This window comes from Enterococcus villorum, assembly GCF_007990225.1.
GTDB lineage: Bacteria > Bacillota > Bacilli > Lactobacillales > Enterococcaceae > Enterococcus_B > Enterococcus_B villorum.
On the sequence record NZ_BJWF01000049.1, the window covers coordinates 1 to 16,131 of the forward strand.

A 16,131-nucleotide genomic window follows, 5' to 3' on the forward strand; every position below is an offset into this window, starting at 1 on the left:
TGGTTAACTTGCCTTTTAATTCTGTACTATTGTTACTTTCATCGGTAAGTGTCAAAGTAAAATTATGCTCGCCCACCGGTAATTCTGAGAACTTTTTACCATTTTCAAAAGTAATTGCAAGCTTCATATCTTCTGGTAATGTCCAATTATCCGTCGGTTCTCCGTCCAACAATTCACGCAGGTTAGGTTCAGCACTTCCTTCTTCAAATTCAAGTGAATCTTTTAATTTTCCATTAGGCGCCAACGTATCCCTGACAGAATAGTTAGTTGTAAATTGCTGTGTGACAGCTGTTTCTTTGTTTTTTACAGTCACCGTCGCTTCACCGGTATCTTTTGGTGCCCACAATTCTGGTCCAGATGTCACTTCATAATCATAATCACCCGCATCTTCTGGTAAAGTAGTAAACCATGATTTAAGAATATCCCGAGATAAGTCTTTGTCTCTTTGGGCTTCGACGATGACATCTGATTGAATCACAAATGAACTTCGAATGGTTAACTTGCCTTTTAACTCTGTACTATTGTTACTTTCATCGGTAAGTGTCAGCGTAAATGCATGCTCGCCCACCGGTAATTCTGAGAATTTTTTACCATTGTCAAAGGTAATGGAAGGCGTGATGTTTTCTGGTAAAGACCAATTATCCGTCGGTTCGCCATCTAAAAGTTCACGCAGATCCGGTTCAGCACTTCCTAAATCATAGACCAGCGAGTCTTTCAGTTTTCCTTCTGGTGGAGTATTATCAACTATATTAACTGCTACTCTTAAATTAAGTACATTACCAGCCTCATCAAATACTGATAGCGGTAAGACAGTAGATGTACCAGGGGAAAAATCTGATAATTTGCTGGCAGCTTTAAATGTCATATTTTTTGGTTCCGTCCAATTATCCTTTAAATTAGTGGCAAGTTGGCTTAATTCTTCTTGGGTAAAGTCGCGATGACGATTGGCTTCAAAGGTTCCTTGTTTTGCACTACCTGTCGGAGGTAGTGTATCTTCTACCTTGTAGTTTGTACTATAATCCATGCTTGTACCGCCTGAAGATACGGTTACTGTCGCTTTTCCTGAAGTTCCAGGTTGCCAAGTGGATGGACCAGAAGTTACCTGATAGGTATAGCTGTCAGCATTTGATGGTAGCGTAGAAAACCATGATTTTATCGTTGCTGTCGGAAGATCTTTGTCTCTTTGCGCTTCGACGGTTACATCTGATTTGATAGCATGCGTTGGTGCTTCATTCTTCACTTTGATTGTTCCCAAGGTCGTATTTGTATACTCCAGAATTTTGATATCTTTCGGATAATCTGAAGATGCACCAACTGCTATGGCAGTTGTTCCTAATTTGAGATTCCCACTTATACTAAAAGAACTTTCTGCTTCCGTTGTTGTTTGTTTACGAGTAATCGTAACATTTAGAACCCGTGTATTAGAAGTACTTGGGATCGAGATATTTGCCGTAACATCTAAGTAAGAAGGAACACCGGATCGTACGAGATCTGTTAATTCAAATGTATTCGGATAACTTGGCGCATTTCCATAAAACATCTTTTGATAATAATGTTCAGCTTGTGTTGTATTACTTGCAATTTGAGAAATCCAACCGTTATCCTTATCCTGCGTTACACTGGAATAGGTAGAAAAAGGAATATTTAATGTCTGATAGGAACCAACTGCAGCTCCTAATGTTACTTGTTGATTATTAATTGCTTTTTGCAATACACCCACGATATAGGAACTCTGTCCATAGGCTCTGAGCGTTGGTTCTAGTGCTTCAAGATTAGGCAGGTTAAATAATGCTGCTCTTGCTTGTCTTAATAATGGTGGGACATCTATGATCGGTGCTGATTGTGTTTGGTTCGTATCAGCTGGCATCTCAGAATTGTCCTCATTGGTTGTTTGTACTTCTAAAGCTGGTGGACCTTGTACTACTGGCACCTCTTCAGCTGTTGATGGTGTTTCTTCACTAACAGAAGTTGGTTGCTCTGTTTGAGATTGTTCTGGTGTAGCGACAGCTTCTGTTGTTTCTGTTGTTTCTGCTACTTCATTTACTTGCGCAGGCACAGTTTCTTCTTGATTCATTGGTGCTTCTTCTTGAGTTTGTGTGCTTTGTACAACTTCTGTGTCTGTATCAGGTGATGCTTCTACTGCAAAAGCAGTGATTGGAAAAAGAAAATTTTGGAATAATAATAAAGAAGTTGTTATTATTCTTAACTGTTTAAAGTTCAAGAATTCGATCCTCCCCTCTTTTGTATGAATTTCGTTCATTTTCCTAAACAAAATAAAAACGGTACGAAATCGGTGGCCATTATCTTTTAATGATATGCACTAGCTATTATCTCTTCACATTTATATGTATATAGACTTTCTCCAAAAATAGAACGATTTGCTGTCCCAAAAGTTTGTTGTAGTTGCTTTATAAATAACCATGTTATCGAATAAAACCACAAACAATTCCGTTACCCCTACTATATTGTATAGAAAAATTTTTGATGTGTGATTTTGTCTCTTCACCCCCAAACATCATAAAACACCCACACTAAAATTATCTACGATTCTTTTATAAGAAGGAAACCTATTTTTACCGATAGTATGGTAAATTCCCTCCAAAAAAACTTATAAATAAAGATAAAAACTATTTTTCAAGTCAAAAAGTAGTTTTTATCTTCTAGTTTTCCCGACAGTTCGGTAATTGTATAGAAAAATAATCTCTTCCTTCGTTCGTCTTCTCTTTCAAAAAAGCATGAACAATCCTTTCAAGAAATAAATTCTAAAAATGATTGTTCATGCTTTTTTGACTTTCCATTTTCTCCAAGCTAAAAATGAAAGAAAAGTGGACCAAACGTTAGAAAAAATCTAACCTTTCGTCCACTTTCATTTTAAAAATTTAAATATTCGCTTATTTCCTTCATGCGAGTACTTTTACCTTCTTATACAAAACAAGAAGAACGCCATGTTGCGAGGAAAGAAAAATCTCAGCTAACAAAAACACGCATTTGAAATTTCGAGCATTTATTCTTAGTCTTACAGCCATTCATAGTCTTTTTAGTTTGCTACGATGTTGACTAATTTATTTGGTACGACAATGACTTTTCGTACGGTTTTTCCTGCTATATTTTCTTTGATTGTCTCGTTTTCCATCGCAATTTTTTCAAGTTCCTCTTTTGCCAAATCACGAGCAACATTAGCTTTTCCACGGACTTTGCCGTTTATTTGGAAAACGACTTCTACTTCATCTTCCACAAGGGCAGATTCATCGTAAGTTGGCCATGTGGCATAGGAGATACCTTCTTTATTCCCTAAAATTGCCCATAATTCTTCGCCAATATGTGGAGCAACAGGTGCTAATAATTGAACAAATCCTTCAACGTATTCATAAGGAAGAGCATCTACTTTATAAGCTTCATTGACAAAGACCATTAATTGAGAAATTGCAGTATTAAAGTGAAGATTTTCATAATCTTCTGTTACTTTTTTGACTGTTTGATTGTATACTTTGTCCAGTTTCCCATCATTTAACGTAGTGATTCGGTCACGCATTTGATTGTTTTCATCGACAATCAAACGCCATACACGATCTAAGAACTTACGGCTTCCTTCTAGACCATTTTCGCTCCAAGCAATTGAAGCGTCTAAAGGCCCCATAAACATTTCATATAAACGTAAAGTATCCGCCCCATATTTTGCAACAACATCATCTGGGTTAACCACATTGCCACGTGATTTAGACATTTTTTCATTGTTTTCGCCTAAGATCATGCCTTGATTGTATAGCTTTTGGAACGGCTCTTTAGTTGGTACGACACCGATATCATATAAAAACTTATGCCAAAAACGAGCATATAATAAATGAAGGACAGCGTGTTCCGCCCCACCAATATAAATATCAACTGGAAGCCAACGTTTTAATTTTTCGTAGTTGGCTAATTCTTTTTTATTATGTGGATCGATATAACGCAAGTAATACCATGAACTTCCAGCCCATTGTGGCATGGTATTCGTTTCACGTCGTCCTTTTTTCCCAGTTGCAGGATCTACGACATTGACCCATTCATCAATGTTAGCTAATGGTGATTCACCGGTTCCACTTGGTTTAATGTTTTTTGTTTTTGGTAAACGTAAAGGTAATTCTTCTTCTGGTAAAGCGGTGACGGTACCGTCTTCCCAATGAATGATCGGAATCGGTTCACCCCAGTAACGTTGACGTGAAAACAACCAATCACGTAACCGGTAGCTTACTTCTTTTTTACCAAAGCCATTTTCTTCTAACCATTGATTCATTTTGTCGATTGCTTCTTGTTTGTTCATTCCATTTAAAAATTCAGAATTGATATGAGAACCATCTTCCGTATACGCAGCTTCTTCCACATTTCCTCCTGCAATTACTGGCAGGATTTCTAAATCAAATGTCTTGGCAAATTCATAATCCCGTTCATCATGTGCAGGAACAGCCATAATGGCACCCGTTCCATAAGATGCTAGCACATAATCAGCAATCCAAATAGGAATTTCTTTGCCGTTGACTGGATTGATGGCATAAGCGCCTGTGAATACCCCCGTTTTTTCTTTCGCTAAATCGGTGCGCTTCAAGTCAGATTTTTTCGCAGTCGCTTCAATGTAAGCTTCTACTGCTTCTTTTTGTTCAGGTGTAGTGATTTCACGAACCAATGCTAATTCTGGTGCTAAAACAGAATAAGTAGCGCCAAATAATGTATCGGGACGAGTAGTAAAGACCGTGTAGCTCTTGTCCGTTCCTGCTACTTTAAACTCAATATTTGCCCCGACAGAACGCCCAATCCAATTGCGTTGCATTTCTTTGATGCTTTCTGGCCAATCAACGAGTTCTAAATCATCAATTAAACGATCGGCATAAGCTGTGATTTTTAGCATCCACTGACGCATAGGTTTACGAACAACATCATACCCTCCACGTTCACTTTTTCCATCAATTACTTCTTCGTTTGAGATGACTGTTCCAAGTTCTGGAACCCAGTTAACGGCTACTTCTGCTTCATAAGCTAAGCCTTTTTCATACAGTTTGGTAAAAATCCATTGTGTCCATTTGTAATACGCAGGGTCAGTTGTATTCACTTCGCGGTTCCAATCATAACTAAATCCTAAAGAATTAATTTGGCGTCGGAAAGTTTCAATATTTTTTTGCGTAAATTCAGCTGGATCATTTCCTGTGTCTAAAGCATATTGCTCGGCTGGCAGACCAAAAGCGTCCCAACCCATCGGATGCAATACATTGTACCCTTGACTACGTTTAAAACGTGAAAGAATATCCGTTGCTGTATAACCTTCTGGATGGCCTACATGTAATCCTTGACCAGATGGATATGGGAACATATCTAACGCATAAAATTTTGGTTTATCAGAATCATCATGTGTATTAAAGGTGTTGTTTTTTGCCCAATATTTTTGCCATTTCTTTTCGATTTCTTTATGATTATAACTCATTTTCTATCCCCCTGATTCATTTATACTTCCACATGAATACTTTAAAGTTTGGCTAAACATTCATGTAAAATTCATTCATTTTTTGCTTTCTTAAGCGAAAAGAAAACAAAAAAGTCCTATAAAAAGATTGCTCTTTTTATAGGACGTAATCTACGTGGTACCACCTAACTTTGCCTTTTTCAAAAAAGGCCTCAAACGTTTTAACGGTCGTCACCGCCCCTACTTACTAGTAGTTCAGTAGGTGCAACTCAAAGGCGAGTTCAAAAGTGTCCGTACACATTTCCACCACCCATGTGCTCTCTAAAACTTTCGACTTTTTACTACTTCCTTTTCTAGCGTTGTTTTTTGTTTACTTATAAAGCGTAGATTTATAGTAACAAATAAATGAAACAAGTTCAAATATTATTTCATTGACTCACTATTTATTTTGCAACAATCAATGTTTGACCTGGATAAATAAAATTATTTTTAATATTATTCCATTCAATCAATTGTTGCATAGTAATGCCATGACTGTCGGCAACACCCCACACCGATTCTCCGGCTTTAACTGTATAAGTTTTTTGATCTTTTTGAGGTGTAGCTGTTTGAGTGGTTCCTTTTTTAACGATCACTTGTTGGTCTGGATAAATGAAATTATTTTTGATATTATTCCACTCAATCAATTGATCCATTGTAATATTGTGTTTATTGGCGACACTCCACACCGATTCCCCTGCTTTGACTGTATACTTCGTATCCTCTGTTGAAGGAGTAGGAGTATTGGCAGTACTTGGTGTTGATGCCGTTGTATTTGTGGAAGGTGTTGAGCTAGTGGCAGTTGTTCCACCTTTAATAACTAACTGTTGTCCTGGGTAGATAAAATTATTTTTGATGTTGTTCCATTCAATCAACTGGTTCATGGAAATTCCATGTTTATTCGCTACACTCCACACCGATTCCCCAGCTTTAACTGTATAGGTGCTTTGTCCTGTCGTGTTAGATGAACTTACATTACTTGATGTTGCATTGTTTGTTGTATTAGAAGAAGCACCATTTTTAACAACTAATTGTTGACCTGGGTAAATGAAGTTATTTTTGATATTATTCCATTCAATCAGTTGATTCATGGAAATCCCAAATTTATTCGAAACGCTCCAAACTGACTCCCCTGATTTCACCGTATAAGTTGTACCAGAAACTGTGTTTGTAGAATTTGACGAATTACTTGTTGTATTTCCATTTGTACTACTTGATGGAGTATTTGAGGTAGAACTACTATTAATTGTAGAACCCCCATTTGAAACAATTAACTGTTGACCTGGATAAACAAAGTTATTCTTGATATTGTTCCATTGGATCAATTGGTTCATTGATATCCCGTGGTCATTTGCAATCTTCCAAACGGAATCTCCTGATTTTACTGTATATTTTGCTCCAGAAGATGAACTTGTATTGCCAGAAGTAGAGGTACTTCCTGCGTTCGTATTGCTACCAGAAGTATTCGTAGAAGGATTAGTTGATTGTCCCCCTTTAATTGTTAATTGCTGTCCTGGATAGATAAAATTGTTTTTGATATTGTTCCATTCAATCAGTTGTGACATTGAGATTCCAAATGAGTTAGAAATGCCCCAAACAGAATCTCCTGATTTCACGGTGTAAGTTGTACTTGTATTTGAGGTTGTACCTGTATTACTTGTATTATTCCCTGTATTTCCTGTGCTACCCGTATTTGTTGTATTTCCTGTACTTCCACCGTTACCAATTGTTGCCCCACCACCAGCATTTCCGCTAGCAGGTGTATCATATTTAGTCAATCCATATGTTAAAATAATATTGTTTAATTTGCTTGCATAACTTGGGTCTGTTGCGTAACGGCCCGTTAAATAAGATGTTGCATCAGTATAAGATTTTGTATTGCTTTTCCATGTTCCTGCGTAGTAATAGCCATTACCAAAAGAAGTATTTCTTAAAACATAGGCATTATCACTAAAAGATTCTGCAAAAGAAGGGTACTGACGGAATGGTTCTTTCTTAGTCACCCATTGATTATTTAGATATTCAAGTGTATCCATATAAACCGTTTGTCCTTGATAACTTCCTTTGATACCAAATAAATTATAGTAAGGAGCTTGTGATAATGTACTACTTCCCCAACCACTTTCCACGACTGCTTGTGCAATCATCACAGAAGCATATAGATCGTTGGCTTGTGCGATCGGTTGTGCGTATGTCGCAATTTCAGCAATAAATGCTGATGTATTGATCCTTGTACCAAATGCCGGTATTTGGTCTGCATTGACTGAAACAGGTTGTATTAATGGTGCGGCAACGGAACAGCCAACCATTGCAGTCCCTACCAATGCAGCGCTACGTTTTACTTTACGAAAACGTTTTGTTTCTTCCAGACGTCTTCGCTCTTTCCTTGCAATATTTTCCATCTTCTATCCTCCAACTTCTCTTTACAATTTCTATGCTATTATAACAATTATAACTTCTCTTAAACTTTATTAAAAGTTATTTAAGAGAGTGTTCGCTTATTGTAATCATACTGTAATTTTTCGTAATGTTCATAAATAAGAAAAAATTGGTATACTGTTCCCTTTAAATTATGCTAGAAATCCAACTTTCTCTTTTAAATTATCAAAAATACGTCGTAAAAATTACTTGTCAAATTCCTAACTAGCTTCATTTTTACGCAAAAAAATACCTTTTTTTCTTTTTTGATGGAATATATCATTTCTCTACTAATATATGAATATTCTTTACTTAGTGAATCATGATATAATGAATCATTATTGAAGAGGAGGCAGTTTATGAAACAAAAAACGACTTTTCAAGTGGTTGGTTCTTGTTTTTTCGTTATATTTTTAGGATTAGGTTATATTGTTAAATACCATCTTTCTTTACTATCAGGGTTTGATCAATCCCTCACCACATTGATTCGCACCACTTATCCTAACTGGAATGACTATCAGCTATTTATGACAAAATTTGGGAACCCACTTACAGTCATTCTTATCTTTTTGTTTGTTTCTTTTCTATTGTGGTGGAAAAAGAAAAAAACAGAACTAATTTGGTTCGCCCTTAATTTTATTTCTGTCGCTGGCATCATTAACCCTCTCATTAAGCTATTAATCATGCGTGAGCGCCCGACACTTTTGCATTTAGTTTCTGAACACAGCTCTAGTTTCCCTAGCGGACACGCTACAACTAGCATGATTTTATATGGTACGTTGCTAGTCATTCTTCCTGTAATCTTACAAAAAAATCTCCTACGCTCATTGCTTCAACTTCTTTTAGCGTTTATTATAGTGAGTGTTGGGATTAGCCGTGTCTATTTAGGGGTTCATTTTCCAAGTGATATTATCGGAGGATACCTACTCAGCCTTTCATGGTTGTTCTTCACCTACCCCTTATATAAAAGACAAAAAGAAAAAGCGGTGACCATCCCGTAGAAAGAAATATTTTCTCATAAATGTAAAATAAGTTGAGCAAACAAATCAATATATGTACCTCTTGAGAATCATTTAACTTTTTTACTATTTAAATGCTCTCTCTTAATGATAAAAATATAAAAACTGTGTGGATTTTCTAACTGTCCAAATCAAAATATGAGAACACAACCTTAGAAAGAAGGATATAAATGGATTTCCCTTACTCAGATGGAAATAAACGCTATCACTCATGGAATTATGCACTAAGAAATGAGTTTGGTGGCAAAATTTTTAAAGTTCCGATTGATGGCGGGTTTGATTGCCCAAATCGTGATGGAACGGTAGCACATGGCGGTTGTACATTTTGCAGTGTCTCTGGTTCAGGGGATATGATTGTCGCTCCTGAAGACCCACTGCCCATTCAATTTCATAAAGAAATTGAGATGATGCATCGAAAATGGCCTGAAGTTTCTCAGTATATCGTTTACTTTCAAAATTTTACAAATACCCACGCTCCGTTGGCTGTCATCCGTGAACGATTTGAACAAGTCATCAATCTTCCTGGTGTGGTCGGGTTATCCATAGGTACACGCCCTGATTGCTTGCCAGATGAGGTCGTTGATTATTTAGCAGAGTTAAATGAACGCCTTTATTTATGGGTTGAGTTAGGCTTACAAACGACTTTTGAAGAGACTTCTACTCTGATTAATCGAGCACATGATTACCAAACTTATCTTGACGGAGTGGAAAAACTACGTAAACACGGGATTCGTGTCTGTACCCATTTAATTAATGGCTTACCAGGTGAAACCTTAGATATGATGAGAGAAAATGTTCGTCGAACGATTCTTGATTCGGATATTCAAGGTATCAAACTTCATTTGATGCATTTGATGCGTAAAACGAGAATGCTTCGTGATTACCATGAAGGTCGTTTGCAATTAATGAGTCGACCCGATTATGTCCATGTGATCTGTGATCAACTGGAAATGATCCCTAATGATATCATTATCCATCGCTTAACCGGTGATGCTCCTTGGGATTCTTTAATTGGACCAATGTGGAGTTTAAAAAAATGGGAAGTCTTGAATGCCATTGACGAAGAATTAGTTCGACGCAAGAGTTATCAAGGTAAATTTGACGTTCGTAAAGGAGCGCTTTGTTGATGCTACAAACAGCTTTGCATTTTAGCCATACATTATTGAAAGAAATCCTTCAACCTGGTGATCAGGTAATTGATGCCACAATGGGAAATGGGTATGATACACTTTTTATGGCTGAGTTAGTAGGTAGAACGGGACATGTGTATAGTTTTGATATTCAAGAAAATGCTCTACTGTCTACAAAAGAAAAACTTGATACTCACAGCTTAACGAATCGTGTTTCACTTTTGTTGCAAGGACACGAGACACTAGGAACGGTCATTAATACGAATCAGCCAATCAAAGCAGGTATTTTTAATTTAGGTTATCTACCTAAAAGCGATAAATCCATTATTACCTTACCTGATACGACAAAAATTGCTATGAAAGAAATCTTGAAACGATTGGTTCCTCGTGGTCGGATGATCATAGTGGTCTATTATGGTCATGAAGGTGGAGAAACAGAACTTGATATGGTACAAGAATTTTGTCAAACGTTGCCTCAAGAACAATATAATGTCTTGAAATATCAATTTATCAACCAAAAAAATAATCCACCCATTTTATATTGTGTGGAAAGAAAAAAAGCAATTGATACGCTTTAATGTGTTGATATAAGATATAATCTTTCAACTATTAATAAAATCTCTAAGATTATCAATACAATTAAAGAAGTTTACTCTATGTATAAAAAGTACGATTAGAAAAACAAATAGTTTGTTCACTAATAGAAAAAAGACTGATTTTGATCTTACGCTTCAAAATCAGTCTTTTTATTTTTTTAAACTATTGTGTCATCATTTTATTCGAACACAAATTGATTATGGTACAGTTCTGAATAGAAGCCATTTTCAGCTAATAGCTGATGATGATTTCCTTCTTCGATGACTTTACCATCTCGTAAAACAACAATTCTGTCAGCATTTAGAATTGTTTTTAATCGATGGGCAATCACAAAGCTTGTACGACCTTTGATTGCTTCGTCCATCGCTTTTTGGATTTTTGCTTCTGTCACAGTATCCACATTACTAGTTGCTTCATCTAAAATCAACAGGGTAGGATTCGTAATAATGGTTCTAGCGATACTGATCAATTGCTTTTGCCCAGTACTGAATAAATTATTCTCTTCAGATACTTCCGTTTCATAACCTTTTTCTAAATTCATGATAAAATCATGAATATTGGCCTGTTTAGCTGCGTTAATGACTTCTTCATCTGTTGCCTCGGGTTTTCCAAAGACAATATTATCGCGAATCGTCCCAGAAAACAAAACAGATTCTTGTAAAACAATCCCTACATGTTTACGTAAAGCATCTAAATCATATTCTATGATATCTGTACCATCAATCGTAACTGCCCCGCTGTTGACATCATAAAAACGATTCAAAAGATTCATAATCGTGGTCTTACCTGAACCAGTTGGTCCTACCAGTGCAACCATTTCTCCTTTATTGACATCAATAGAAACATCATTCAACACTAATTTATCAGGATTATAGCCAAAATCAACATGTTCTAAAGACAGACCTTGTGCAATTCCATCGAATGATTTTCCATTAGCTGGTTTCACTTCGTCTTTTTCAGCAAACATCTCATTCAATCTTCTTGCGCCGGTGATGGCTAATTGAATCATGCTGTAACCAGAAGATATTTGCATCAACGGTTGATAATATTGTTGTGAATATTGGACAAAGGTCACAACTAATCCTAAAGCAACTGATCGTTCTAAATCGCCATTTAACGCTAACCAACCACCAAAGAAAATAACAATTGCTGTATTTACTAAAGACATACCTTGCATCATCGGGAATAATAGTCCTGAATAGGCTTGACCTTTAAAAGTAGCTTTACGAACTGTTTCGTTATGTTCTAAGAACCCATCAATTGTTTCTTCTTGTAGTCCGTTTGTAATAATGACACGTTGTCCGCTGATTTTTTCATCCATATAACCGTTCAATTTGCCCACTTCGTCTTGTTGCAAATCAACATATTTTCTTGCCTTTTGAATAATCAACACTGCAATCAAGATTGCAACTGGTGTAGAAGCAATAGTTGCCCATGCTAATTCCACATTTTGACGGAACATCATAATCAAAATACCAAACAGTAACACAATATTCGTAATTACTTGTAGTAGTGCTTGATTCAAACTATTTTGGATATTATCTAAGTCACTTGTAAATCGGCTAAGAATCTCGCCATCTTGATGAGAATCAAAAAAGCGAATAGTTAATTTCTCTAATTTATTAAACAAGCCGATGCGCATGCGGTTGGTCGATTTACCAACTACTTGTGTAAATAAAATGCTATAAATAAAATTGGCAGCACTAGCCAAAACATAAAACATCAATAGCTTCCAAATGATCGAGATAAATTTACTCTTATCATCCACACCTTGCATTAATGCCCCTACATAATTAGCTAATTCTTGGAAAGCTTCACCAATGTACTGTGGTGCTTTCACTTGAAGATAGGTGGCAATAATCACTGTAATAAAAATAAAGAAAAAGGAGACCTTATAACGTTTTAAATAATGATAGAAAAACTTACTGGCTTTGATTAAATCAGTCATGGCTACTCCTCCGTTCCTTTTTGTGTTTCAAAAATTTCTTGGTACACACGATTATTTGCCACTAATTCTTCATGTGTTCCTTCACCTACTAATTTTCCTTCGTCTAAAACAAGAATACGATCCGCTTTAACAACCGAAGCAATTTTTTGTGCAATCACAATCGTTGTAGTCCCTTTTAATTCTTTCGCTAAAGCTTCACGAACCAGTTTTTCTGAGCGGGCATCCAACGCACTCGTACTATCGTCTAGAATCAAAATCTTAGGATCTCCAATCACACCACGAGTAATAGAAAGTCGTTGTTTTTGCCCACCAGAAAAGTTACTACTACGTTCTTCAACAGGCGCTTCGTAACGATCCGCTAATTTTTCAATAAACTCTTGTGCTTGTGCAATGGCAGAAGCATGTTCCATGTCTTTTTCAGAAGCATTCTTTTTCCCTTGGCGTAGATTTTGTGCAATCGTCCCAGAAAAGAGAATTGCTTTTTGTAATACAAACGAAACCGTGCGACGTAAACTTTTTTCATTTACTTGTCTTAAATCTACGCCTCCAATTTCCACTTTTCCTTGCGTTGGATCAAATAATCGCGGAATTAATTGCGCCAAAGTTGATTTACCGGCACCAGTCGCTCCTACGATTCCCACCATTTCTCCTGGTTGAATCGAAAAACTGACATCTTTTAACGTATCCGCATCATCACCAGGATAACGGAAAGAGACATGATCAAAGGTCACTGAACCAGTCAATTCTTGTTCTGGTACATCTTGATACGTTAAATCTGGCTCTGTATCTAAAATTTCTTTGATTCGTTTCAATGAAACTGCAGCTCTAGAGGTCATCATCATCATCATTCCACCAATGATAATCGCCATCATAATCTGCATCAAATAGTTCATAAAAGAAGCAATACCACCAATCAATGTTGGATCGTCTTTTGCTAAATCACTAACAAAAAAGATCGCTCCTACGACTGCTAAGTTTGCAGCGAGCATAAAAGAAGGAATCATAATAGAAAATAGTGTTCCTACAATGATATTGTGTTTTGTTAAATCTTCACTGACTTTACTAAACTCTTTTAATTGATTGTCTTCTTGAACAAATGATTTTACTACGCGTATCCCCATTAAGTTTTCTTTAGCAATACTATTTACTTTATCAATCAGTTTTTGAATAATCGTAAAATGCTTGCCCATTCTTGTAAATGATAAAGCTGTAATCAAGAATACCGCTACAATTAGCGCTACAATGATCCACCATAATTGTGGCATCGTCAACATCGCTAAAATAAACGCACCGATGAATAAAAATGGAATTCTAAAGAGCGATTGTAAAGAAATCATGACTAAGTTTTGGATTTGGGTAATGTCGTTAGTTAACCGTACAACAAGATTTCCTGCAGAGAATTGTTCGATGTTACCAAATGAAAAAGTTTGGATTTTCCGAAATGCTTCTTCACGAATGTCCGCACTGACTCCTTGAGCAACTTTGGCTGAAAATATTGTATTTGTTACTCCAGCAGCTAATCCTAATAAGGCTAAACTGATCAAGTAAACTCCAATGGTTCTCATCTTGTCATTATCTTCCGTAATAATGGCTTCTAAAACTTGTTGTAATAACTTTGGTTGCCATAATGTTGCTGTAACCATAACTGCCACAGACAACAATGAAATAAAGGCAGCTACTTTGTATTTTTTCGCATGTCTTAAAATTAAGTTCATTGGTCGTTACACCCCTTTTTTTTAAAATTGACAGGTTTAATTTAACACTGTAAAATTAGACCGACTAACAATTTACCATGTTTGAAAAAATATTGCAATACAAGAGGTTGATTAAATTTGGAACCAAAGCTTTCTCAAGAAATGATTATCCAATCTGCCTTTACTATTTTGGCAGAAACACAAGAACTATCAAAACTTTCCATGCGAAATCTTGCACAAAAAAACGATGTGAAAGCACCAGCTCTTTACTGGCATTTCAAAAACAAACAAGAATTGCTCCAAAAAATGGCTGAAGTTATGGAGAATGAATTAGTCATTCCCGATCCTCACTTACCATGGCAAGAGCGTCTTGTTCAATTTATGGAAAATTATTATGATCTTTATACGCAGTTCCCTTGTGGTGCCGAACTTGAAATCAATACCATTCCTTCTTATGGTTCTCGCCTTGAACATTTAGAAATAATGATTCAAATACTTATTCAAGAGGGTTTTTCGCTCAATCTTAGTCGTCAGGCCGTTGCGGCGTTGCATAATCTCTTGATTGGGCAGTTGATGGATCACCAACATGAACAAAATCTTCGCCAAAAAATTATTTCTGGCAATCATTTCTTAAAAGATGCAATTTTTTCGATGAAAAGCTATGTAGAAGATCATGAACTATCTGGATTAAAAGCAAGTATTGCAGCCCATGGACGTGAGGAAGAAGAAAAACAAACTTTCCTTGATAGTGTGAATACTTATCTTCAAGGGTTGAATTTACAAAAAGATCAATAAAAACGAAAATACGAAAATAGCTTTTCATAATTTTGCCTTTTTGGTCATAAATTTTGTAGAATTAGTGCTAAATACACCAATGACAAAAAAAAAACGACTGAAATTTAGTCGTTTTTTTTATTATTTTCAAATAACCATTCCAATGCTCGTTGAATCCATTGATCCCAAAACACCCAATTATGTTCGCCAGGTCCATGTTCAAACGTTGCTTCTACAGCCTTTTCTTTCAATGAATCAGCCATTTCTTGATTAGCCTGATAAAGAAAATCTGATTCTCCACAAGCCAGATAGATACGAGGAGCATTTTTCTCGCTTTTTATTAGTTCTTCTAGTAAAAATTGGGGGTCATGAATAGAACCTTTGATTTGATCTAAAGGACCAAATACGCCTTCCCAGAACTTTGCTTTACGAATCATCAATAAATCATCCATACGATTTCCCACTGAAACTGCACCGGATAAAGAAATAATTGCGGAAAAGTTTTCTGGCTTTGCTAAACCTAGTTTCAATGCTCCATATCCACCCATAGATAATCCCGCAGCGTAGGTTTTTTCTCTTTTCTCAGTGAGTTGTGGAAACAACTCATGACAAATTTCAGGAAGTTCTTCAGAAATAAATGTCCAGTATTTCATATCATAAGTTGTATCCGTGTACCAGCCAAGATCCGTTGACGGCATGATGACCGCTAAACCATAATCTGCTACATATCTTTCAATTGACGTACGTCGTTCCCAAACACTATGGTTACCTCCCATCCCATGAAGAAGATATAACACAGGTACATCCGTCGTCTCCTGCTGGGAACTAGTTCCAATCAGCTTGTTTGTCGTTTGTGGAAGAATCACATTAAGATTCACTTCCATCTCTAAAACATTCGAATAAATATTCGCTTGAATAAAAGCCATGTAAAACATCCTTTCTAAGGTTGTGAAAATCATGTTCTGCTTCAAGAATTAAGAACAAAAAATTGAAAATTGCTCTTCATATTTTTGATTTTTTGGACTTAATTTTCGCAGAAGCAATGCTTTGAACACCGTGGATAAGGTCGTGAAAGAAGCGG

At 36.3% G+C, this 16,131-nt stretch carries 9 protein-coding genes, 1 pseudogene and 1 other annotated feature; of the genes and pseudogenes, 4 read left to right on the forward strand and 6 right to left on the reverse strand.

All coding sequences use genetic code 11. The features are described 5' to 3' along the window. The 3 genes and pseudogenes from EVI01_RS12155 to EVI01_RS12165 form a co-directional block, all read right to left on the reverse strand. Nucleotides 1–2,221: pseudogene (locus tag EVI01_RS12155) on the reverse strand (hypothetical protein); the annotation flags it as partial. An 816-nt stretch (nt 2,222–3,037) separates the two neighbouring features. Further along, the gene (gene leuS, locus EVI01_RS12160) at nt 3,038–5,452 is read right to left on the reverse strand and encodes a leucine--tRNA ligase (protein ID WP_010750210.1); all 2,415 of its coding nucleotides are present in this window, start codon (nt 5,450–5,452) and stop codon (nt 3,038–3,040) included. A gap of 136 nt (nt 5,453–5,588) precedes the next feature. Then, nucleotides 5,589–5,797, reverse strand: a binding site (T-box leader). 77 nt (nt 5,798–5,874) lie between these two features. Beyond that, nucleotides 5,875–7,872 carry a LysM peptidoglycan-binding domain-containing protein gene (locus EVI01_RS12165; RefSeq protein ID WP_010750209.1) on the reverse strand — a complete coding sequence of 666 codons (1,998 nt, stop codon included), beginning with the start codon at nt 7,870–7,872 and terminating at the stop codon, nt 5,875–5,877. 375 nt (nt 7,873–8,247) lie between these two features. On the opposite strand from EVI01_RS12165, the gene EVI01_RS12170 reads away from it, so the two are divergent. From EVI01_RS12170 to mnmM, 3 genes are all read left to right on the forward strand, one after another. Further along, the gene (locus EVI01_RS12170) at nt 8,248–8,889 is read left to right on the forward strand and encodes a phosphatase PAP2 family protein (protein ID WP_010750208.1); all 642 of its coding nucleotides are present in this window, start codon (nt 8,248–8,250) and stop codon (nt 8,887–8,889) included. A 188-nt stretch (nt 8,890–9,077) separates the two neighbouring features. Beyond that, a complete protein-coding gene (mnmL, locus tag EVI01_RS12175) occupies nt 9,078–10,034 on the forward strand; it encodes a tRNA modification radical SAM protein MnmL/YtqA (protein WP_010750207.1) in 957 nt (318 codons plus the stop codon). Further along, nucleotides 10,034–10,615, forward strand: a complete 582-nt coding sequence (mnmM, locus tag EVI01_RS12180; RefSeq protein WP_010750206.1) for a tRNA 5-(aminomethyl)-2-thiouridylate-methyltransferase MnmM — start codon at nt 10,034–10,036, stop codon at nt 10,613–10,615. Before mnmL ends, mnmM begins: the two co-directional genes overlap by 1 nt. Nucleotides 10,616–10,812: 197 nt before the next feature. Here mnmM and EVI01_RS12185 read toward each other — a convergent pair whose 3' ends face one another. Together EVI01_RS12185 and EVI01_RS12190 are read right to left on the reverse strand one after the other, a co-directional pair. Next, entirely contained in the window at nt 10,813–12,582 is a 1,770-nt protein-coding gene (locus EVI01_RS12185; RefSeq protein ID WP_010750205.1) for an ABC transporter ATP-binding protein, read from the reverse strand. 2 nt (nt 12,583–12,584) lie between these two features. Further along, nucleotides 12,585–14,297 carry an ABC transporter ATP-binding protein gene (locus EVI01_RS12190; protein ID WP_010750204.1) on the reverse strand — a complete coding sequence of 571 codons (1,713 nt, stop codon included), beginning with the start codon at nt 14,295–14,297 and terminating at the stop codon, nt 12,585–12,587. 117 nt (nt 14,298–14,414) lie between these two features. Here EVI01_RS12190 and EVI01_RS12195 point away from each other — a divergent pair, with 117 nt between their 5' ends. After that, nucleotides 14,415–15,071, forward strand: coding sequence for a TetR family transcriptional regulator (locus tag EVI01_RS12195; protein ID WP_010750203.1), 657 nt, complete (start codon nt 14,415–14,417; stop codon nt 15,069–15,071). A gap of 104 nt (nt 15,072–15,175) precedes the next feature. On the opposite strand, the gene EVI01_RS12200 is transcribed toward EVI01_RS12195, so the two are convergent. Continuing rightward, nucleotides 15,176–15,976 (reverse strand): alpha/beta hydrolase, encoded by an 801-nt coding sequence (locus EVI01_RS12200; protein WP_010750202.1) that lies wholly within the window; start codon nt 15,974–15,976, stop codon nt 15,176–15,178. Between the last annotated feature and the right edge of the window lie 155 nt (nt 15,977–16,131).

Excerpts from the sequence above, each read along its gene's own strand:
- leuS (WP_010750210.1), bottom strand. The coding sequence starts at position 5,452 with ATGAGTTATAATCATAAAGAAATCGAAAAGAAATGGCAAAAATATTGG.
- mnmM (WP_010750206.1), top strand. The coding sequence starts at position 10,034 with ATGCTACAAACAGCTTTGCATTTTAGCCATACATTATTGAAAGAAATC.
- EVI01_RS12200 (WP_010750202.1), bottom strand. The coding sequence starts at position 15,976 with ATGGCTTTTATTCAAGCGAATATTTATTCGAATGTTTTAGAGATGGAA.
- EVI01_RS12190 (WP_010750204.1), bottom strand. The coding sequence starts at position 14,297 with ATGAACTTAATTTTAAGACATGCGAAAAAATACAAAGTAGCTGCCTTT.
- EVI01_RS12185 (WP_010750205.1), bottom strand. The coding sequence starts at position 12,582 with ATGACTGATTTAATCAAAGCCAGTAAGTTTTTCTATCATTATTTAAAA.
- EVI01_RS12165 (WP_010750209.1), bottom strand. The coding sequence starts at position 7,872 with ATGGAAAATATTGCAAGGAAAGAGCGAAGACGTCTGGAAGAAACAAAA.
- EVI01_RS12170 (WP_010750208.1), top strand. The coding sequence starts at position 8,248 with ATGAAACAAAAAACGACTTTTCAAGTGGTTGGTTCTTGTTTTTTCGTT.
- mnmL (WP_010750207.1), top strand. The coding sequence starts at position 9,078 with ATGGATTTCCCTTACTCAGATGGAAATAAACGCTATCACTCATGGAAT.